The 21,432-nt window shown below is 43.4% G+C and carries 18 protein-coding genes and 1 pseudogene; all 19 read left to right on the plus strand.

Annotated elements, in window-relative coordinates; translation table 11 throughout:
* The first annotated feature begins 65 nt into the window (after window positions 1–65).
* Window positions 66–1,334, plus strand: a complete 1,269-nt coding sequence (yfmF, locus tag D2962_RS06670) for an EF-P 5-aminopentanol modification-associated protein YfmF (RefSeq protein WP_245984937.1) — start codon at window positions 66–68, stop codon at window positions 1,332–1,334.
* Between the two features lie 19 nt (window positions 1,335–1,353).
* The gene (gene yfmH / locus D2962_RS06675) at window positions 1,354–2,625 is read left to right on the plus strand and encodes an EF-P 5-aminopentanol modification-associated protein YfmH (protein ID WP_120766587.1); all 1,272 of its coding nucleotides are present in this window, start codon (window positions 1,354–1,356) and stop codon (window positions 2,623–2,625) included.
* Between the two features lie 157 nt (window positions 2,626–2,782).
* Complete coding sequence (gene mraZ / locus D2962_RS06680) at window positions 2,783–3,211, plus strand: division/cell wall cluster transcriptional repressor MraZ (protein ID WP_122014550.1); 429 nt, start codon at window positions 2,783–2,785, stop codon at window positions 3,209–3,211.
* A gap of 9 nt (window positions 3,212–3,220) precedes the next feature.
* Window positions 3,221–4,164: pseudogene (rsmH, locus tag D2962_RS06685) on the plus strand (16S rRNA (cytosine(1402)-N(4))-methyltransferase RsmH).
* 21 nt (window positions 4,165–4,185) lie between these two features.
* Window positions 4,186–4,551, plus strand: coding sequence for a cell division protein FtsL (gene ftsL / locus D2962_RS06690; RefSeq protein WP_162991135.1), 366 nt, complete (start codon window positions 4,186–4,188; stop codon window positions 4,549–4,551).
* 31 nt (window positions 4,552–4,582) lie between these two features.
* The gene (locus D2962_RS06695; protein WP_122014551.1) at window positions 4,583–6,658 is read left to right on the plus strand and encodes a stage V sporulation protein D; all 2,076 of its coding nucleotides are present in this window, start codon (window positions 4,583–4,585) and stop codon (window positions 6,656–6,658) included.
* A 56-nt stretch (window positions 6,659–6,714) separates the two neighbouring features.
* Entirely contained in the window at window positions 6,715–8,166 is a 1,452-nt protein-coding gene (locus D2962_RS06700; RefSeq protein ID WP_245984939.1) for a UDP-N-acetylmuramoyl-L-alanyl-D-glutamate--2,6-diaminopimelate ligase, read from the plus strand.
* On the plus strand, window positions 8,163–9,554 hold the full coding sequence (locus D2962_RS06705; RefSeq protein WP_122014552.1) for a UDP-N-acetylmuramoyl-tripeptide--D-alanyl-D-alanine ligase: 1,392 nt from the start codon (window positions 8,163–8,165) through the stop codon (window positions 9,552–9,554). The genes D2962_RS06700 and D2962_RS06705 overlap by 4 nt, the downstream gene beginning before the upstream one ends.
* On the plus strand, window positions 9,551–10,519 hold the full coding sequence (gene mraY, locus D2962_RS06710; protein WP_122014553.1) for a phospho-N-acetylmuramoyl-pentapeptide-transferase: 969 nt from the start codon (window positions 9,551–9,553) through the stop codon (window positions 10,517–10,519). Before D2962_RS06705 ends, mraY begins: the two co-directional genes overlap by 4 nt.
* A 32-nt stretch (window positions 10,520–10,551) precedes the next feature.
* Complete coding sequence (gene murD / locus D2962_RS06715) at window positions 10,552–11,916, plus strand: UDP-N-acetylmuramoyl-L-alanine--D-glutamate ligase (protein WP_122014554.1); 1,365 nt, start codon at window positions 10,552–10,554, stop codon at window positions 11,914–11,916.
* A 7-nt stretch (window positions 11,917–11,923) separates the two neighbouring features.
* Window positions 11,924–13,024 (plus strand): stage V sporulation protein E, encoded by a 1,101-nt coding sequence (gene spoVE, locus D2962_RS06720; protein WP_122014555.1) that lies wholly within the window; start codon window positions 11,924–11,926, stop codon window positions 13,022–13,024.
* Window positions 13,025–13,026: 2 nt separating this feature from the next.
* On the plus strand, window positions 13,027–14,142 hold the full coding sequence (gene murG, locus D2962_RS06725; protein ID WP_122014556.1) for an undecaprenyldiphospho-muramoylpentapeptide beta-N-acetylglucosaminyltransferase: 1,116 nt from the start codon (window positions 13,027–13,029) through the stop codon (window positions 14,140–14,142).
* A 132-nt stretch (window positions 14,143–14,274) separates the two neighbouring features.
* Window positions 14,275–15,663: a UDP-N-acetylmuramate--L-alanine ligase gene (gene murC, locus D2962_RS06730; protein ID WP_122014557.1), complete on the plus strand. Its 1,389-nt coding sequence runs from the start codon at window positions 14,275–14,277 to the stop codon at window positions 15,661–15,663.
* A 21-nt stretch (window positions 15,664–15,684) separates the two neighbouring features.
* Complete coding sequence (murA, locus tag D2962_RS06735; RefSeq protein WP_122014558.1) at window positions 15,685–16,947, plus strand: UDP-N-acetylglucosamine 1-carboxyvinyltransferase; 1,263 nt, start codon at window positions 15,685–15,687, stop codon at window positions 16,945–16,947.
* A 302-nt stretch (window positions 16,948–17,249) separates the two neighbouring features.
* Complete coding sequence (locus tag D2962_RS06745) at window positions 17,250–17,825, plus strand: cell division protein FtsQ/DivIB (protein ID WP_122014560.1); 576 nt, start codon at window positions 17,250–17,252, stop codon at window positions 17,823–17,825.
* The gene (locus D2962_RS06750) at window positions 17,822–18,556 is read left to right on the plus strand and encodes a DUF881 domain-containing protein (protein ID WP_120766599.1); all 735 of its coding nucleotides are present in this window, start codon (window positions 17,822–17,824) and stop codon (window positions 18,554–18,556) included. Before D2962_RS06745 ends, D2962_RS06750 begins: the two co-directional genes overlap by 4 nt.
* Complete coding sequence (locus D2962_RS06755) at window positions 18,553–18,900, plus strand: small basic family protein (RefSeq protein WP_120766600.1); 348 nt, start codon at window positions 18,553–18,555, stop codon at window positions 18,898–18,900. Before D2962_RS06750 ends, D2962_RS06755 begins: the two co-directional genes overlap by 4 nt.
* Window positions 18,901–18,973: 73 nt before the next feature.
* Window positions 18,974–20,191, plus strand: a complete 1,218-nt coding sequence (gene ftsA / locus D2962_RS06760) for a cell division protein FtsA (RefSeq protein WP_122014561.1) — start codon at window positions 18,974–18,976, stop codon at window positions 20,189–20,191.
* A 24-nt stretch (window positions 20,192–20,215) separates the two neighbouring features.
* The gene (ftsZ, locus tag D2962_RS06765) at window positions 20,216–21,268 is read left to right on the plus strand and encodes a cell division protein FtsZ (protein WP_120766602.1); all 1,053 of its coding nucleotides are present in this window, start codon (window positions 20,216–20,218) and stop codon (window positions 21,266–21,268) included.
* Window positions 21,269–21,432 lie beyond the last annotated feature (164 nt).

Consider the following 21,432-nt stretch of genomic DNA (forward strand, 5'->3'; position numbering starts at 1 on the left):
CAGGAATTTTTAAGTAAAAGTGGAAAATATAATAAATGCTAGATACCATCAAGGAGGTAAAAAATTTGAAGGATATTTTTACTCACAGGACTCTGAAAAACGGCATAAATCTCTTTATTCACTCCACGGATAAGTTCAAAACAAATACTTTCTGTATTTTTATCCATCAAAATTTAAGGAAAGAAACTGCCACCATGACGGCCCTTCTGCCTTTTGTCTTAAAACGTGGAACCCGGAGCTTCCCTACTTCCAGGCATTTAAGCCTTTATCTTGAAAACCTCTACGGTGCCGACATGGGCGGGGATATTTTAAAAAGGGGTGAAAGTCAAATACTCCAGTTCTTCATGGAGACGGTGAATCAGAAATATGTGACAGGAGACGATATAATTGACAGCAGCCTGAAGGCGTTTAAAGAACTTGTTTTAAATCCCGTTGAAGAAGATGGCAGCTTTAAGCAGGCTTATGTGGAGCAGGAAAAAGATGTGCTAAGAAGGAACATTGAATCCCTCTACAATGACAAGTTCAATTACGCCATAGAGCGGTGCTTTCAGGAGATGTGTAAAGATGAGGCTTTCAGCATATACAAGTACGGCAATATAGAAGACCTTAAAACCATAGATAAAAATAATCTGTATGAATATTACCTGGATTGCCTGCAGCACTGCCCCATGGACTTTTTTGTGCTGGGTGATGTAAATGAAGATGAGATGTCTGAGAAAATCGAGAAACTGTTTGATTTCGCCCGCAAGGAGGAAAAACTGGTGAAAACCTCTTTTGTGAGAAAGGAAATAAAAGAAGAAAAAATTGTGGAAGAAAAACAGGATGTTAACCAGGGTAAGCTGTCCATGGGCTTTCGAACCAATACCCGCTACGGTGACGATGACTATTATGCCCTGATGGTGTATAACGGCATTCTGGGGGGAGGACCTCATTCCAAGCTGTTCCAAAACGTTCGGGAAAAAGCAAGTCTTGCTTATTATGCCTTTTCAAAGCTGGAAAAAAATAAAGGGCTTATGCTAATCGGTTGCGGCATAGAATTTGCAAATTTCGACAGAACCGTGAAAATAATAAAGGAGCAGCTCGAAGACATAAAAGCCGGAAAGATTTCCGATTATGAATTCGACAGCACCGTAAAAAGCCTGGTAAATTCTTTTAAAGAAAGTTCCGATAGCCCTTCCATGATCATTAGCCTGTACCTTGATGGCATAATCAACGGAGTAAGGGAATCGACCGATGATATGATTAAAAAAATACAGGACGTTACCAAGGAAGATGTAAAGAAAGTAGCCCAAAAAATTAATCTTGATACCATATTTTTCCTAAATAAAAAGTGATTCGAAAGGTGGAAATTCGATGGATGCTTTTCTTGGAGAAAAATTATTTTCTAAAAGGTCCAAAAACGGCCTAATGACATATGTGCTGCCTAAAAAAAACTTTAATAAGGTTTTTGCCATGTACTCCACTCATTACGGTTCCATAGACAGCGAGTTTATTGTCCCGGGTACCGGGGAGCGCCTTAAGGTTCCCGAGGGCATAGCCCATTTTCTCGAACACAAAATGTTCGAGATGGAATATGGCAATGTTTTTGACAAATTTGCCGAATTGGGTGCTTCATCCAATGCATTTACAAATTATACTAATACCACATATCTTTTTTCGGCCACTTCATCCTTTGAACAAAATCTGGACCTTTTGCTGGAATTTGTGGAAACTCCGTATTTTACGAAGGAAAGTGTTGAAAAGGAAAAGGGGATAATCACCCAGGAACTCAGGATGTACGAGGATGAACCCGAGTGGCAGGTGCTTTTGAACCTTTTAAGGTGTCTTTACCACAACCACCCTGTCAGGATAGACATAGGCGGGACCGTGGAATCTATACAAAAGATTGATGTGGATACCCTATACAAGTGCTACAACACCTTTTACCATCCCAGCAACATGATATTATTTGTGACGGGATGTATAGAGCCCAACGAGGTTTTTGAGCTGGTAGAAAGGCATGAAAACCGGAAGAATATAGGCGTTCAACCCCCTATAGAACGGATTTATCCCGAGGAACCCGGTTCTATCCACAACCCGACTTCCACAGTAAAGCTTGATGTGGCTGAGCCCATGTTTCTGATGGGATTTAAGGACAATGATGTGGGCTACGAGGGGTTTGAGCTACTGAAAAAAGAAATATGCATAGGAATTCTGTTGGAGGTGCTGTTCGGCAAAAGTTCCGTATTATATGAAAGACTGTATGAGGAAGGCCTGATAGACGACAGGTTCAGTTTTAGCTATGAAGGGCAAAAGGACTATGGTTTTTGCACCATAGGCGGAGAGACCAGGACCCCGGAAAGGCTCCATAAAGAAATACTGGAGAGTATTTCACAGAACCAGGCCAGAGGAGTTATGGAAGAGGATTTTGCCAGGGTCAAAAAAAAGTTTTTGGGGGATTTTATCCAGGGTTTTAATTCCGTAGAATTTATCGCTACTTCTTTTGTGTCTTACTATCACAAGAAAATCGACATATTTGACTACATGAAAGCCTTGAACGAAGTTACATTTGAAGATGTAAACTGGAGGCTCAAAACTTTTCTTGATTTCTCAAGGCACGCCACATCGACCGTTATGCCAAAGTAATAAATCATGAACGATTTATGATGGATTAGAAAATCCATCATTTTTTTTTAATTTTTTACTTTGAAAGGAAGGATTTTTAAAATATTCCTAGAATAGATAAAGTGGAATAAAGTGGAGGAAAGTGGTTTATCAAGATATTAAAGTGGAGTGAAATGACATGTTTATGGGTCAGTTCCAGCACTCGCTAGACCCCAAAGGAAGATTGATTATCCCCGCAAAGTTCAGAGAACTTCTGGGCGACACTTTTATTTTAACAAAAGGTTTAGACCGCTGCCTGTTTGTATATCCTAAAGATGAGTGGGCGGTGCTGGAACAAAAGCTCAAATCCCTTCCCTTCACCCAGAAAGATGCCAGAGCATTTATCAGGTTCTTTTTCTCGGGAGCCGTGGAGATAGAAATGGATAAGCAGGGCAGGATATTGATACCGCCGCAACTTCGGGAACATGCCCGCATTGACAGGGACCTCGTGATTATAGGGGTTTCAAACAGGGCGGAAATATGGAGTGCGGAGGAATGGGAGACTTACAACAGGGAAGCTTCGGCATCTTATGAAGAAATAGCCGAAAAACTGGACCTGGGTTTATAGGTGATAAAAATGGATTACAGCTATCACAAGCCGGTGCTTTTGAAAGAAACCATAGATATGCTTTCTCCAAAACCGGAGGGAGTTTATGTGGATGCCACCCTGGGAGGAGGCGGCCATTTCAGGGAAATTTTAAAAAGGGCAGATGGACGGGGCAGATTTATAGGCATTGACCGGGATGAGGATGCTATATTAAATGCCAGAAACGGGTTTCAGAATATGGTGGGAATGTAGAGTTTATCCATGACAATTTTAAAAATATAAAGCGTATAATTGAAAACCTCAATCTTGAAGGCATTGACGGTATCGTGTTCGACCTGGGGGTTTCCTCCTTTCAACTGGATGAGGAATCCCGGGGATTTTCCTACATGAAAGACGCCCCCCTTGATATGCGGATGGACAGGCGGGCCCGGCTTACCGCAGAACAAGTGGTAAATGAGATGGATAGGGAAACCCTTAAAAAAATTTTTCAGGAATATGGCGAAGAGGCATGGGCGAGCAGAATAGCCGATTTTATCTGTGAGAGGAGAAAAAACGGGAGAATTGCGACCACTGGCCAGCTGGTGGAAATCATAAAGGATGCTATTCCGGCCAGGGCGCGAAGAAAGGGGCCCCATCCCGCCAAAAGGGTGTTTCAGGCTTTGCGGATATATGTTAACGGGGAACTTGAAATACTGGAGTCCAGTATAAAAGATGCTGTGGATGCATTAAATCCCGGAGGGAGAATTTGTGTTATAACTTTTCATTCCCTGGAAGACAGGATTGTAAAAAACACTTTCAAGCAGCAGGCAGCGGGTTGTATATGCCCCAAGGATGCTCCCATTTGCACCTGCGGACACAAAAAAGCCATCAAAGTTCTGACACCAAAACCCATATACCCCTCACCCGAAGAAGTTGAAGGCAATCCCCGCTCCCGGAGCGCAAAGCTGAGGGTGGCAGAGAAGCTGAGGTTCTAAAACATCAAAGGAGTGAATAAAGTGGTAGTAGCTGAAAAAGTTGTAAGACGGCAATGGTACGGGCAAAGATACGAACATAATTATGACCATACCCCGGAGCTTCGAAAAAAGACACAACCCCACAAGAAGGGGCGGTTGATACTTACTCTAGGTATTATAGCTGTTGTTGCCATAATAATCCTTTCGCGGTATTCCATGATCACCGAAAGCCAATATAGAATTAGCAAATTAAAGACGGACCTGAAAGACTTGAGCGCTCAAAATGAAAGGCTCCGGGTGGAAGTTGCCAATTTAAGTTCCGTAGCCAGGATTGAAAATATTGCCAGGAACAAATTAAATATGAAAGCGCCTGAAAGCCGTCAGATAATATATTTGAATATGAACTAACCTTAAAAATCGACTTGTGCGGGTGATTTAAATGACAGTTCCCCTGACACTGATTAAAAGGAGATTGGTTGTACTCCTTTTATTTTCATTAATTGCAAGTTTTACCATAATGGGCAGGGTTTTCTGGATACAGCTTGTTCGCAGCGACGAACTTAAGGCGCGGGCTCAGGACCAGTGGACAATGGATGTGCCCGTAGAACCACAAAGGGGAACCATATACGATAGAAATAATAACCCCCTGGCCATAAGTGCCACCGTAGATACTGTAATGGCAAGTCCGCCGGATATCATTGATGTGGAAAAGACCGCTACACTTCTTTCTTCGGCGCTCAATTTGAACAAAGAAGAACTTGTTCAGACCATTACCGATGCCAAAGCCAGAAAGAGGGCTACGATTTACATTAAACGAAAGATAACCGATGAGGAATCGGCAGCCGTCCGCAAATTAAACCTTAAAGGCATATATTTTACAAAAGAGAATAAGCGTTTTTATCCCGAGAGGAATCTGGCATCCCACATCCTGGGATTTACCGGAATAGATAGCCAGGGGCTTGATGGAGCAGAATTGATATATGACAAATATCTGAAAGGCGTTCCGGGCAGGATAGTGGCGGAAACCGATGCCATGAGCAGGAAGTTGCCCTTTGGTGTCGAGAGGTACATACCCCCGGAAGATGGGTATAATCTTCAACTTACCATAGATAAGGTTATTCAACATATTGCGGAAAGAGAACTGGAAAAGGCCATCGCAGAGCACAAGGCCAAGAGGGGAACCATCATTGTGATGGACCCCAGGACAGGGGAGATCCTGGCACTGGCCAACAAGCCGGATTATGATCCCAACAATTATGCAAAATATACTCCAAAACTATGGAGAAACCCCGCTGTGTCCGATGTATATGAACCGGGTTCTACATTTAAGATCGTGACTGCGTCGGCGGGCCTTGAAGAAAATGTAGTCCACCCGGAGGATAAATTTTTTGACCCCGGGTATGCCATCGTGTCCGGAGTCCGCATAGGATGCTGGTATCACGGGGGCCACGGGAGCCAGACTTTTATCCAGGTGGTTGAAAACTCGTGCAACCCCGGTTTTGTAAGTGTTGTTCAAAAGCTCGGCAAGGAGCGGTTTATAAAATACATTAAAGGTTTCGGTTTCGGCCAAACCACCGGTATCGATCTGCCGGGAGAAGCCGGAGGACTTTTTGATCCTTCTAAAATAGGGCCTGTGGAGCTGGCGACCATTTCCTTCGGTCAGGGCATTTCGGTGACGCCCATTCAACTCATAACAGCACTGTCCGCCATAGCCAATGACGGCAAGATGGTACAGCCCCATGTGGCCAGAGCTATTCTGGACAAGAATGGCAAGGTAATCCATGAGTTTGGCGTAACTCCGGTAAGGCAGGTCATATCTTACGAAACTGCCCAGGAAATGAAGAAGATACTGGAAAGCGTCGTTACCAACGGTACTGGCGGCAGGGGTAAAATAGAAGGATTTAGAGTAGCGGGTAAGACCGGTACCGCGGAAAAATATGCCGCAGGCAAGTATGTGGCTTCTTACGAAGGGTTTGTCCCTGCCGATGACCCGAAGCTGGCCGCGCTGGTGATTATAGATGAACCATCGGCGGGTATCATATATGGTGGTCAAATAGCGGGACCGGTTTTCCAGAGAGTGATGAGCGACACCTTGAATTACCTCGGAATAAAACCGGAAATTCCTCAAAAACAGGATAATGTATCGGTTAAAGTACCGGATGTACGGAATCTTTTCGTGGAAGATGCCAAAAAGATACTGCAAAAGGAAGGACTGGCAGTCAGGGTAGAGGGAGAGGGATATGTGGTTTCAAGCCAGGTGCCGATGCCTGGAGCCGAGGTCAATAAAAATTCCACGGTGATTTTAAAAGTTACCAATTCCCGAACAAATAAAGACCCGGTGGTGATTCCCGATTTGAAAGGCAGAACTGTCAAGGAATCCACGGATATTTTGAATGCCATAGGCCTGAATATAGATATAAGCGGCAGTGGCTTTGCCCAAAAGCAAAACCCTCCGCCGGGAATCGAAGTAGGCCTGGGTACCACCGTAAAAGTTGAATTTGACCAGAAGCCATAATCGAATAATTGTCACAAATTTGGAGGATAATATTTTAGTAAAGAAAGGGATAAAATGTGAAAATAGGAAATCTCATAACAAAAATGTCAGATATTGTATATGTGAAAGGTCCCGGCGATGCGGATATATCTTCTGTGGCTTACGACTCCAGAATGGTTTCGGAAGGCTGTCTTTTCGTGGCTATTAAGGGGTTTAACGTGGATGGCCATGACTTTGTTCCCCAGGCGATTTCTAGAGGCGCTGCAGCGATAATAGGTGAACAGGATCTGGATTTGCCTGGCATTATATATATAAGGGTGAGGAACAGCCGAAAAGCTCTGGCTGAAGCTTCGGCATGGTTTTACGGCTATCCTTCCCGCAAACTCGGGATAATTGGAGTAACAGGTACCAACGGCAAGACCACCACCACTTATCTGGTTAAGGCCATGCTGGACCGGGCGGGCTACAAAACCGGAGTGATAGGTACCATCGGGAACCTCATAGGAGATAAAATTCTCCATGCGGAGCGGACTACGCCGGAATCCCTGGAACTCAACCGACTGTTCCTGAATATGGTGCAGCAGGGCGTGAATTATGTGGCTATGGAGGTATCTTCACATTCTCTGAAACTTCACCGGGTCGATGGCATTGATTTTCAGGTAGGTATATTTACCAATCTAACTCAGGACCATCTGGATTTTCACAAAACCTTTGAGGATTATTACGAATCCAAAAAGAAGCTTTTTGACCTTTCCAGAAAGGCAGTGGTAAATGTAGATGATGAGAGCGGGAGAAAGATTCTGCAGAGCATAGATATTCCGGCTATTTCTTACGGTATCGACACTGATGCGGATTTGAGAGCCAGGAATGTCAATATATCTCTCGAAGGAGTATTTTACGATATAGAGGTTAAAGGTGAAAAGTTCTCCATCTCATACCACGTTCCCGGAAGATTCAGTGTCTATAACTCCCTGGCAGCCCTGGGCGCGGGTCTTGCACTGGGGATTCCAATGGATACCCTGATAGATGCCCTGGGAAAAGTCAGGGGTGTTCCCGGAAGATTTGAACCTGTAATAGTGGGGCAGGATTTTGCGGTAATTGTTGACTATGCCCATACTCCCGACGGCCTGGAGAATGTGTTAAAGACTATAAAAAGCTTTGCCAGGGGTAGGATCATCACCGTTTTTGGATGTGGTGGAGACCGAGACCGCAAGAAGAGGCCGATTATGGGGAGCATTGCATCCCGGCTTTCTGATTATTGTATAATTACCAGCGACAATCCGAGAAGTGAGGAGCCTGAAGCTATTATAGACGAGATAGAAAAAGGTGTAGTGAGCAGCAATTATGAAAAGATTGCGGACAGGAGAGAGGCCATTGCAAAAGCCATAGAAATGGCAAAAAAAGACGATGTGATTTTGATAGCCGGAAAGGGCCATGAAGACTATCAGATTTTAAAGGATAGGACCATCCATTTTGACGATAGGGAAGTAGCAGCCGAGTTGCTGGTCAAGAAGGGGAAATTGAGATGATTCCATTAAAAATAGAAGAAGTAATAAAGGCCACCTCGGGTTTTACGGACGGTGTTATTGAGGGCGTCATCAAAGGTGTATCTACCGATTCTAGAAACATAAAGGGCGGCGAGCTCTTTGTGCCTCTTGCAGGCGAAAATTTCGACGGCCATGATTTCATAAAACACGCACTGGAAAAGGGCGCGGCCGCCGCTTTATGCGAGATGCGCAAAAAGGGAAAACTTGGTCCATGTAATGACAGAAGTTTGATTATTTTTGTGGATAATACTCAAAAAGCCCTGCTCATGCTTGCCGGATATTACCGCAACCTTTTTAACATTCCTTTTGTAGCTGTTACGGGGAGCGTAGGAAAGACCACCACCAAGAATATGATTGCGGAAGTTTTAAAGACCAGGTTTGAGGTGCTGAAGACCGAGGGCAATTTCAACAATGAAATTGGACTTCCCCTTACTTTGTTTTGCCTTGATAAGCGCCACCAGATAGGCGTTGTGGAAATGGGCATGAGCGGATTGGGAGAAATTAGGCGTCTTTCAGCAGTGGTTAAACCCAATGTTTCGGTGATAACAAACATAGGAGTGGCTCACATAGAAAAACTCGGAAGCAAACAAAATATAGCCCGGGCAAAGATGGAAATACTGGAACCCCTGAAAAGGGACGATCTGGCGGTGCTGAATGCAGACAGCCCGGAGTTATGGGAAAAGAGGGATGACATAGTTCCCAGGACGGTTTATTTTGGCCTTGAAAGGGGCGATGTCAGGGTAGGAAATATAGAATCTTTTGGTAATAACGGGATAAAGTTTCATATATATGGCAAGTACGGAGATATGAGGTTTGAGGTGCCCCTGCCCGGGAGTCACAATGCGAAAAATGCGGCGGCTGCCCTGGCAGTGGGTTTTGAACTGGGTCTTTCTGAGAAGCAAATTCAAGAGGGATTTTCCAACCTGAAAGCCGCGAAGATGAGGATGGAATTTAAAAAGTCTAAAACAGGAGCTGTGATTATAGATGATACCTACAATGCCAATCCGGACTCCATGAAGGCTGCCCTGGATATACTGGCGGAAAGCGGCAGAGGTAAAAAGAAAGCTGCAGTTTTAGGGGATATGCGGGAACTCGGCGATTACTCAAAAACAGCCCATAGGGAAGTGGGCCGCTATGCTGCGGATAAAACCGATATTCTGGTCGCCATCGGAGAATTTTCCGGCGATATGGCTGAAGGGTTTTGTGAAAAGCGATCTGATACAAATAGTTTATTTAAATATAACGCCACAAGTAGTGCCGCGAAAGATATAAAAAAAATTGTCGAAGATTGTGATATAATCTTAATTAAGGCATCCCGGGTGATGAAGCTTGAGGAAATAACTATGGTTCTAATGGGGGTTTTAGATTGAAAACCGAGTTTTACGCGGCTCTTTTCAGTTTTTTGATTGTGGCTTTTTTCGGTATATATACTGTGCCAATGCTTGCCAGATTGAAATTTGGTCAGACTGTAAGGGCTGACGGCCCCAAAAGGCACTTTAAAAAAATGGGCACACCAACCATGGGCGGAATAATGTTTATTCCGGCTATAGCCATTTCGGCGCTGGTTTTTTCCCATAGGTCTACAAATGTGTTAATGGCTATTTTCTCTATGGTTGCCTTTGCTCTGATCGGTTTTGTGGATGATTTTATTAAAATAGCAAAAAAAAGGTCTTTAGGCTTGAGGGCAAATCATAAACTGCTTTTTCAACTAATTGTTTCTTTCATCCTGGCTTTTTATGCCTACAGTTTTTATCCTGGAACCACCGTTCTGCTGGCACCGGGATTTTCGAAGGGTTTAAACCTGGGCATGATGTTTATTCCATTTACGGTATTTGTAATTCTCGGGACCGTCAATAGTGTGAATCTGACTGACGGCCTTGATGGACTTGTGTCGGGGATTGTTGTTGTCATTAGCTTTTTTTATACATTGATTTCACTTTTTTTGGGCAATTATAGTCTTGCAGTGTTTGGAGCGGCCATAAGCGGCGGTTGTCTGGGATTCTTGATATATAATCATCATCCTGCCAGGGTTTTTATGGGAGATACCGGTTCCCTAGGCCTGGGAGGAGCTCTGGCGGCCCTGGCAGTGCTTACGGGCACGCAGTTATATTTGATATTATTCGGCATGATTTTTATTATAGAAACTCTTTCCGTTATCCTTCAGGTGATTTTTTTTAGAATGACAGGAAAGAGAATTTTCAAAATGAGCCCTATTCATCATCACTTCGAACTTGTAGGATGGAGCGAGGACAAAGTGGTTTTGTTTTTTTGGGCTTTTACGATTGTTACCGGGATTCTGGGTATAGTACTTTTTAATGCAACTGGTTTAAGATAAAAAGACAAGTCTTTGAAAGGGGAATATAAGTTATGGATGTAAGGGGTAAAAATGTGCTCATAATTGGCCTTGCCCGAAGCGGCATAGCGGCGGCCATAGAACTTAAAAAAATGGGCGCAAAAGTCACTGGCAACGATGCAAAGCCCAGGGAGGACCTGAAGGATATCGGTCCCCTGGAATCCCTTGGAATTAATCTGGTGTGCGGCGGCCATCCATTAAAATTGTTGGAAGACTGTGACCTTGTAGTGGTAAGCCCGGGAGTTCCCAATGACCTTGCCATTCTTGAAGAAGCCAGAAAGAGAGACATATCGGTTATAAGCGAACTGGAGCTGGGTTACTGGTTTGCAAAAGCCACGATCATTGCGGTGACCGGAACTAACGGCAAGACCACCACTACTACCCTCATTGGTGAAATTTTGAAGAATGATGGAAGGAATATTGCCGTAGCAGGGAATATAGGTATTCCCCTTGTACGGGAAATCGATGAATATGGTCAAAAGGATTATCTGGTAGTGGAAGTAAGTAGTTTCCAGTTGGAGAATATTGTGCATTTTAAGCCCAAAATAAGCGTAATATTAAATATTACCGAAGACCACCTGAACCGGCATAAAACTTTCGAAAACTATATAGAAGCCAAGGCAAGGGTTATGGAAAACCAGGATGAAGGAGATTATACGGTTTTAAATTTTGACGATCCCATTGTTTCATCCCTGGCAAAGAGGGCAAAGAGCAAGGTGGTATTTTTCAGCAGGCAGAAGGAACTGGAAAGGGGCATATTTGTCAAAAATGGTGTCATTGTTATTAAAGAGAATGGAAATATGTATCCAATTCTCAAAACTAAAGAATTGGGAATAAAGGGGTCTCACAATCTGGAGAATGCCCTGGCAGCTGTGAGCGTAGCGTGGATAACCAGAGTCAATCTAAACAATCTGGCCGAAACCCTTAAGGACTTTCACGGTGTGGAACACAGGCTGGAATTTGTAGCTACTATTGATGGAGTAAAATACATAAATGACTCTAAAGGAACAAACCCTGATGCGGCGCAAAAGGCCATAGAAGCCGTGGAAGAGCCCATAGTGCTAATAGCAGGGGGGTATGACAAGAAGAGTGATTTTACTGGTTTTGTAAAATCCTTTGAGGGTAAGGTGAAAAAAGTGATTCTTATCGGAGCCACTGCGGATGCTATTGAAAAAACTGCCCGGGAAAACGGTTTTTTCAATACCCAGAGGGCCAGATCTATGCAGGAAGCGGTGGACCTGGCAAGCGAATCAGCCCAGCCCGGTGATGTGGTGCTTTTGTCACCCGCTTGTGCCAGCTGGGATATGTTTGAAAACTTTGAGGAGCGGGGGCGGATTTTTAAAGAAGCTGTTCACTCTTTAAAAGTTAAAAAGGGGTGATACAAAAATGAGAAATCAAAAGCCTCCGGATTTTGCTATTCTTTTTTCTTCACTGACGCTTTTATGTTTTGGCATTATCATGGTTTTCAGTTCCAGCAGTGTGTGGGCATATTATTTGCACAAGGACAGCCTGTATTTTTTAAAACGGCAGATGGCCTGGGCAGCTCTGGGGTTTTTAGCCATGATATTTTTTATGAACTATGATTACTGGAATATTAAAAAACATGAGAAAATCATTGTTTTTTTTATGTTTTTGCTGCTCTTAATCGTGCTAATCCCGGGTGTAGGCATTGAGCTAAACGGAGCCAGGAGATGGATAGGGGTCGGCTCCCTCACCGTTCAACCTTCCGAGCTGGCAAAGCTGGGTATGGTAATATATCTTGCAGATGGTCTTGAAAGAAAGCAGGACAAAATAAGGAATTTTTTTACGGGAATTTTGCCATTTTTGATTGTTACAGGCCTGGTTTGCGGGCTGATAGTTATTGAACCACATTTGAGCGCTACGGTACTGGTGGGGATGACGGCTTTTGTCATGCTTTTTGCGGCCGGGGCCAGTATGATTCAGCTTTTTTCTCTTGGTACCGTGGGTTTTGCGGCGGTCATGGTACTTATCTTTACAAAAGGTTACCGTATGGGCAGATTTATTTCCTTTTTAAACCCATGGGAGGATATTCAGGATAAAGGATATCACATTGTCCAATCCCTTTATGCTCTGGGGTCGGGAGGATTGATAGGGGTAGGGCTGGGCCATAGCCGCCAGAAATTTTTTTATCTGCCAGAGCCTCAAACCGATTTTATTTTTGCTATAATAGGAGAAGAACTGGGATTTCTTGGTGCGTGTTTTGTTATTTTACTCTTTATGTTTTTTATCTGGCGGGGTTACAGAACAGCTTTGACAGCTCCGGACCTGTTTGGTAAATTTCTGGCTACGGGTCTTACAACACTTATTGCACTGCAGTTTTTAATAAATATCGCCGTAGTTACGGCATCAATGCCGGTAACGGGTATGCCGCTGCCTTTCATAAGCTACGGCGGATCCTCATTGATAATAACCATGTCGCAGGTAGGCATTCTATTAAATATATCCAGATACACGGAGGCAAAATAAAAATGCCGAGGAAAAGATTTATTTTAGCCGGTGGAGGCACTGGAGGGCATATCTATCCTGCCATTGCCATAGCTTCAGGTCTTAAGCGGGATTTTTCCGATGCCGATATTGTTTTTGTCGGAACAGACAGGGGCCTTGAAAGGGATTTAGTGCCGAAAGCCGGATTTAATTTAAAAAAAATTAGAGTTAAAGGTTTTCAACGGAAGCTCTCTCTGGATACCCTTTCTTCGATAAAAGAAATGTTTCTTGGGGGCCTTGATTCTGTTAAAATATTAAGGCAAATCAAGCCGGACCTTGTTATCGGGACCGGGGGCTATGTGGCTGGTCCCGTCATATTTTTTGCATCGGTCATGGGTATCCCTACCATAATACATGAACAGAATGTCAAACCGGGCATTACCAACAGGTTCCTTTCAAACTTCGTGGATAGGGTAGCAATAAGCTTTCAGGATTCTGTAAAATATTTTCCTAAAAACAAGACTGTGTTGACGGGAAATCCCGTGAGGCCTGAAATAGCCGGGGGAAATCGGATAAAGGCATTGAAGGAATACGGTCTTGCGCCCGATATCCCGGTGGTGTTGTGTTTTGGAGGAAGTCAGGGAGCAGCCCGGCTGAACGATGCAATGATATATGTAATTGAGAAGGTCATGCGCACTAAAATGTTTCAGGTAATTCTGGTTACCGGGCAGAGACATTATATGAACTTTACCCAATTACTGGAAAATAAAGGAATAAATACAGATGCTTTGGGGCATATTAAATTAAAACCTTATATTTATGATATGCAGGATGCCTATGCAGCAGCGGATCTGGTTATAGCCCGGGCCGGAGCCATCAGCATTTCCGAGATTACCCTATGCGGCAAGCCGGCCATTCTAATACCATTTCCGAACGCTGCAGGCCATCATCAAGACTATAACGCCATCTTTTTGAAAAAAAATGGAGCTGCATTGGTCATAGAAGATAAGGACTTAACGGGTGAACGCCTGTTAAAAACCATAGAAAGCATCGTTCTGGACAAAAACAAGCTTTCCAGCATGGCTGCAGCCAGTAGGAAACTTTCACAACCCGATGCCCTGGAAAAAATACTGTCTGAAATAAAAAAACTCATCGGGTAAACAGTTTACTTGAGCTTTTACATATGTTAAGATGATTTTGTACAAGCAGCGTTGGTAGTAACAATCATTATTTTTTTTGCATATCATAATTATATACCCCACTTATCGGTCTTATGGAAGGAGAGAAACAACTTGCTGGGCAATTATAATCGAATTCACTTCATCGGCATAGGCGGAACCGGTATGAGCGGCATAGCGAAAATCCTTATGGATATGGGATATAAGGTTTCTGGTTCAGACCTCAAAGAATCGGAGGCTCTCCATCGCCTTCAAGATAGCGGAGCAGAAGTCCATATAGGACACCGGGCTTCTAATGTGGCAGGTGCTGAACTGGTGGTGCTGTCATCAGCGATTCCCAGCACTAACCCGGAATATATCAAAGCTGTGGAATCGAATATCCCAGTAGTCCACAGGGCAGATATACTGAGCTTGCTCATGGCTCCCAAAAAAGGCATAGCCATATCGGGCGCCCATGGAAAGACCACCACCACATCTATGATTTCTTTAATTCTGGAAAAAAGCGGATTGAATCCAACAGTAGTAATAGGCGGAGAATTGAATGATATTGGGGGCAATGCCACACTGGGCATGGGCGATTATCTTGTAGCGGAAGCTGATGAAAGTGATGGCTCTTTTTTAAAGTTAAACCCCTTTATAGCCGTGGTGACAAACATTGAAAATGACCATCTGGACTATTACAAAAACATGGAAAATATGAAAGCAGCCTTTAAGAAATTTACAGGCAATATCAAGGAGGGCGGATTTGCCGTTCTCGGAACAGATAATGAGAATGTCAGGAATATTATCAAAGACATTGACAGGGAATATTATACTTATGGGATAAATTTTGCAGCGGATTATATGCCGAAAAATATTAAAATAGATGGCATGAGAACACTCTTTGATGTATATTTCAGGGAAAATTTTTTAGGAACAGTGGAACTTCACGTACCCGGCATGCATAATATATCTAATGCGACGGCAGCTGTGGCGATAGGAAACAGGCTCGGCATAGATTTTGATAAAATAGCCGAGGCGTTGAAAACTTTCAGGGGAGTTCAGCGGCGGTTTCAGATCATTGGAGATATTAACAACATAAAGGTAATAGACGATTACGGGCATCATCCCACAGAAATCAAAGCTACACTAAAAGCGGCAAGATCATGTAATCCCAGAAAAATCTATGCTATTTTTCAACCTCATAGGTTTACAAGAACAAAAATACTGGCCGATGAATTTGGCACGGCATTTTTAGATGCTGATGAAGTGATAATTACCAGGATTTACAGCGCAGGGGAAAAGCCCATACCCGGTGTTTCGTCAGAACTTATATATGATGCGGTAAGGCGAAATGGCACACAGATCGCATATATAGAGGAAAAACGAGATATTCCCGGTTTTATAATGGGCAAACTTCAGCCGGGAGACTTTGTCTTGACTATAGGAGCGGGTGATATATTCACTGTGGCCTACAGTATTGCCGAAAAACTGAGAGACACTGTAGAGGGAGGGAAACGGTAATTTTTCGGAGGTGAAATGTGAGTGGGGGCTTATGTCATTACCGGAGGCAAGAGCCTTTCCGGCAAAATCAGGGTTCAGGGTTCAAAAAACTCCAGCCTTCCCATTCTTGCTTCTACATTGTTGAATGCAGGTAAAAATGTGATAAAAGATGTACCCAACCTTAAGGATATAAAGGTAATGACCGATATTTTAGAGAAACTCGGGGCGAAAGTAAGTAAGAGTGGGAATATATTAGAGATGGATTCCAGCAACGTAAATATATGGGAAGTTCCGGAAGACTTGATGCGGGAGATGCGCTCTTCAATTGTCTTAATGGGCCCCCTGCTGGGAAGGTTCAAAAAGGTAAGGGTATCCTATCCGGGCGGATGTGAAATCGGTCCAAGGCCTATTGACCTTCATTTGAAAGGTCTTTCTCTCATGGGAGCTACATTGAGAGAAAAACACGGTTTTATCTACGCCGAAGCACCTGCATTGAGAGGAGCAGATATTCACCTGGATTTTCCCAGCGTGGGAGCTACCGAAAATCTCATGATGGCTGGAGTTCTGGCCAATGGTAAGACCATAATTAGGAATGCCGCCAAAGAACCGGAAATAGTAGACCTCCAGAACTTTTTAAACAGGATGGGCGCTGATATTAAAGGAGCGGGAACCGATACCATAAAGATAGATGGATGCGGCTCGGATGAGTTAAAACCGGTAGAGGATTATACGGTCATACCTGACCGCATTGTGGCTGGAACTTATCTTGTGGCAGCAGCCATTACCAGAGGACAGGTGACATTAAAAAATGTGGTGCTGGAACATATGGAACCTATCCTGGCAAAATTGCGGGAAACAGGATGCAAGCTTGAATGCTGTGATGATTGTATAAACTTAACGGCTGATACCACATTGAGGTCTCTAGACAGCTTGAGGACTTTACCTTACCCTGGATTTCCTACAGATATGCAGGCACCCATGATGGCACTTCTCGCAACTGTAGAAGGCACTTCAATTTTAACCGAAACCGTATTTGAAAACCGCTTTAAACATGCGGAAGAATTGCGAAGGATGGGAGCCCATATCACCATAAATGGAAATACTGCCATTATTAAAGGTGTCAGGAAGTTAACGGGAGCCATAGTGGAAGCCAAAGATCTGAGAGCTGGAGCTGCCCTGGTCATTGCAGCTCTGGCTGCCGAGGGTGAAACCACGGTATATGGTTCGAGTCACGTGGAGAGGGGATATGAAAGGCTGGAAGACAACCTTTCTTCACTGGGGGCGGAAATTGTCAAAAAAAAATAAAAACAACTGAAGTTTTAAAAGTATCTATATTTAAATGTCATTATTTTTTTAATAAAAAAAGGACAAGTGGTAGAGATGCCTGGGACATATTTGCAGGAAAACATTTACACCAATAGTAGAAAAAGGAAGATTAACAAAAAAAGACTATTGTTGTTGATGGCCTTTTTATGTATAATAGCAGTAATGCCGGTAATCTACAGCCCCTTGTTTGCGGTAAAAAATATCCAGGTGTTGGGTAATAAAAATATCTCTTCCGACGAAGTTATTAAAGTTGCCAGCTTTTTTATAATAAAAATCTGCTGATGATTAAAAAAGGGGATGTACAGAAAGCCCTATATGAGTCTATTCCGGTAAAGGAGGTTCAGATAAACTACAGGCTCCCCCATACTCTTGTGATATGCATAAAGGAAAGAGAGATAGCCGCGGCCCTGCCGTACCTGGGCAGCTTCGTTTTAATTGACTCCGACGGTATAGTAGTTAAAATAGTTCCCAAACTTGATTATCTTGCGGTTCCAGTAGTTACGGGGTTTAATGTAACACATGCGTCAGTGGCCGGGCCACCCGTGATTGAAAATAATGCGGATTCTTTTAAAAAGTTTCTGGAATTAATTTCGGCTGTATCACCTATCGCTTCGGAACTTTCGGAGATACATGTAACCGTTGATGAAAGCAATGATACCGCATTTTATTTATATACTCTTGATGGGTTTAAGGTTTTTTTGGGGTGTTACGACGATAAAAAGATCCCTGTGATGGAACAGATTCTGGAAGATCTGAGAAAAAACAACAGGGGAAAGGGAGAACTGAATATAAGTGGTGATACACCGGTGTTTAAGCCTTTTAATCGTGAAGGTGAAGGAAAGGAGGGCAAACCATGAAAAATACTTTCCAAGCACATTTTTTGATTGCTGCGGTATGCTTTATACTGGGTATGATGTTGGTAGCGCAGTTTAGAAGCGTTCAGATAAATGGGGGAGCCATGACCTCCCTGCAGAGGGTTCAGGAACTGACATCTGAGTTGAAAAATGTTATTGATGAAAGGGAAATGTTGAAAAAAGAAGTCACGGAGCTGCGCGGGCGGTTGGCCGAATATGAAAATTCCGCCTCAAAGGTTAGCAGTTTAACGGATGCCATGAAAAAAGAGCTCGAAAAAGCCCGCATGACAGCAGGTTTATTGGAAGGAACAGGTCCGGGTGTTGTCATCACCCTGGATGACAGCAATGTCCCGAGACAGCCCGGGGAAGACCCTAATTTGTTCTTGATACACGATGAAGACCTTTTGAAAGTGGTAAACGAACTGTTTGCCGCAGGGGCTGAAGCCGTATCTATCAATGGTCAGAGGATCATTGCCAACAGTGAAATCAGGTGCGTAGGGCCAACAATAATTGTAAACTCAGTCAGACTGGCACCGCCTTTCATAGTACAGGCCATTGGTGATCCTGACACACTGGAAAGTTCCCTGAAGATGAGGGGCGGGGTGATCGAATCCCTGCAGGTGTTCGGTATCCAGGTTAATATTAAAAAACAGGATAACATCGATATGCCGGCTTATAACGGTCCGGTGCAATTTAAGTATTTTAAACCTGTGAAGGCAGGTGAAAAACAATGATTTATCCCCTTATAGGACTGTTACTGGGAATATTTGTAGGTATTTATGCTCCTATAAATGTGCCCGTTATATATGCTCCTTATATGTCTATTGCGGTGCTGGCAGCTCTGGATTCGGTGTTTGGAGGCATCCGGGCCATCGAGGAAAATAATTTCAATATGAATATTTTTATAACAGGGTTTTTTAGCAATGCCCTTTTGGCAGGTTTTCTGGCTTATTTTGGCGACAGGCTGGGGATTCCTATATACCTGGCTGCCATATTCGCCTTCGGAGTTCGCATATTTCAGAATCTGGCAATAATCCGCAGGGAGATTATAGAGCGGCTTTTTAAAAAAAATAATTAAAAAATAAAAGGGAAATTTATTTATTTGTTGAATTAATACAGATAAGAACCTGCCCATGGGGGGAGGTGCAGCTTTGGGGAAAAACAGCATTGTGGCAAGCCTGGATCTTGGTACATCCAAGGTATGCTGTATGATTGGTGAAATAACCCGTACCGGTGATCTGGATATACTGGGCTATGGTATAGCCGAATCATCGGGTATTAAAAAAGGTAATATTATCAATGTGGATTCTGTAGTCCAGAGTGTATTTAAAGCCGTGGAACAGGCTGGTCAAATGGCAGGGAACAAAATAAACCGGGCAATAATTGGGCTATCAGGAAGCAATATCTCACTGTTTAACAACAGAGGGGTTGTTGCCATACCCAGAAATGCTCGGGAAATAACGCCTCTGGATGTTGAAAGGGTTTTACAGGCAGCAAAAATCGTGGCAATACCTTATGATAGGGAGATGATAGATGTCATCCCAAGGGAATTTATAGTAGATGGCTGTGATGGAATAAAAGACCCTGTGGGAATGGTAGGTACAAGGCTGGAGGTATCGGCATGTATCATAACAGGTCTTTTAACAGCTGTGCAAAACGTTGCAAGGTGTGTGCAAAAAGCCGGTATTGATATTGAGGCTATGGTTTTAAAGCCCCTGGCTGCTGCAGAGATGCTCTTGACTGAAGATGAAATGGACATGGGTGCGGTTTTGGTCGATGTAGGTGCGGGAACTACCGAAGTCGCAGTTTTTCAGGAAGGATGCATCGCAGCCTATGACTTGATTCCTCTTGGAGGAGACCATATTACAAATGATATTGCTATAGGTTTAAGATTGCCTTATTCCAGAGCTGAAGAAATTAAACGCAAATACGCTTGTGCAAGGCCGGCTCTGGCTTCTGACAAGGCGGAAATTGAAATACAAAGCATAGGAGAAGTTTCCGGCAGGAAAATTTCCCAAAAAGACCTTACTGCTATAGTGGAACCCAGAATACAGGAAATACTTTCCTTTGTATCAAACTGTTTAAAGAACTTAAATTTAAAGTCGCTGCTGCCGGCCGGTGTAGTTTTGACCGGCGGCGGCCTGGTACATATCAAGGGTTCGATGGAAACTGCCCAGCAGATTTTGGGGCTACCGGTTAGATTGGGTGTGATCGACTCTTATGATCGAGAACAAACTTTTACCGTGGCTTTAGGACTGCTGTATTATGGTCTCAGGCACGGTATCTTTAATAGTGGCACGATGGCTAAAGAAAAAGCAGTATATGGATTTTTAGAAAAGGCAAGGCGTATCTTTAAAGAATATTTTTAGCAAATAAGGGGGTTACCAAATTTTATGCTGGATTTTGAGGTTGATCTGGAACAATTCGCTAACATAAAAGTTATTGGAATAGGTGGTGGAGGCAACAATGCCATCAACCGCATGATAGATTCTGGGCTTAAGGGTGTGGAATTTATATCGGTTAACACCGATGCCCAGGCATTGTATCTATCTAAAGCGGATAAAAAAATACAGATAGGAGAGAAGCTCACCAAGGGCCTGGGAGCGGGAGCTAATCCGGAAATCGGCAAAAAGGCTGCAGAAGAAAGTAAAAATGAAATTGAAGAGGTCTTAAAAGGTGCCGATATGATTTTCGTCACTGCCGGTATGGGAGGAGGTACCGGTACCGGGGCGGCGCCGGTGATAGCTGAGATTTCAAAAAATCTTGGAATCCTGACTGTGGGAGTTGTAACAAAACCCTTTGCATTCGAAGGCAAGAAACGTATGAGCAATGCGGAGTTGGGAATTACCAATATTAAGAATAGCGTGGATACCTTAATAACCATCCCCAATGATAGGCTGCTGTCCATAGCCGAAAAAAAGACATCGATGATCGATGCTTTCAGGATGGCAGATGATGTGTTGAGACAGGGCGTTCAGGGCATTTCGGACTTGATTGCGGTGCCGGGCCTTATAAATCTTGACTTTGCCGATGTGAGGACCATCATGATGGGCACGGGATTGGCACACATGGGTATAGGAAAAGGGACCGGCGAAAACAGAGCTGTGGAAGCCGCAAAGCAGGCCATCTCCAGTCCCTTGCTGGAAACTTCCATAGAAGGGGCCAAAGGAGTGCTGCTAAACATAACCGGAGGGCCAAACCTGGGATTACTGGAAGTAAATGAGGCAGCAGAACTTATTTCTTCTGCGGCTGACCCCGAAGCTAATATTATTTTCGGGGCGGTTATAGATGAAAAATTGCAGGATGAAATAAGAATTACCGTCATAGCGACAGGATTTGAACAGTTTAAAGAAAAATCCATAGAAATGGAAGAATTTGAAGTAGGTCCCTTCGCCGACGAAGACCTGGATATACCGGCATTTCTGCGGAGGAACCGCAAAAAATAAAATAATAAAAAATATCAAGTCTTTAAAAGCGCAAAATCAGCGCTTTTTTTTATGCCCGAAATCATAATATGACATTTTTTTAAATAAAGGGGTGCTAAAATATATCATAAAGGACAAGAAAAACGAATATAGTTTTTTATAGACTGGTAATTATTTTGGAGGAT

The organism is Biomaibacter acetigenes, assembly GCF_003691585.1.
GTDB classification, from domain to species: Bacteria; Bacillota; Thermosediminibacteria; order Thermosediminibacterales; family Tepidanaerobacteraceae; genus Biomaibacter; species Biomaibacter acetigenes.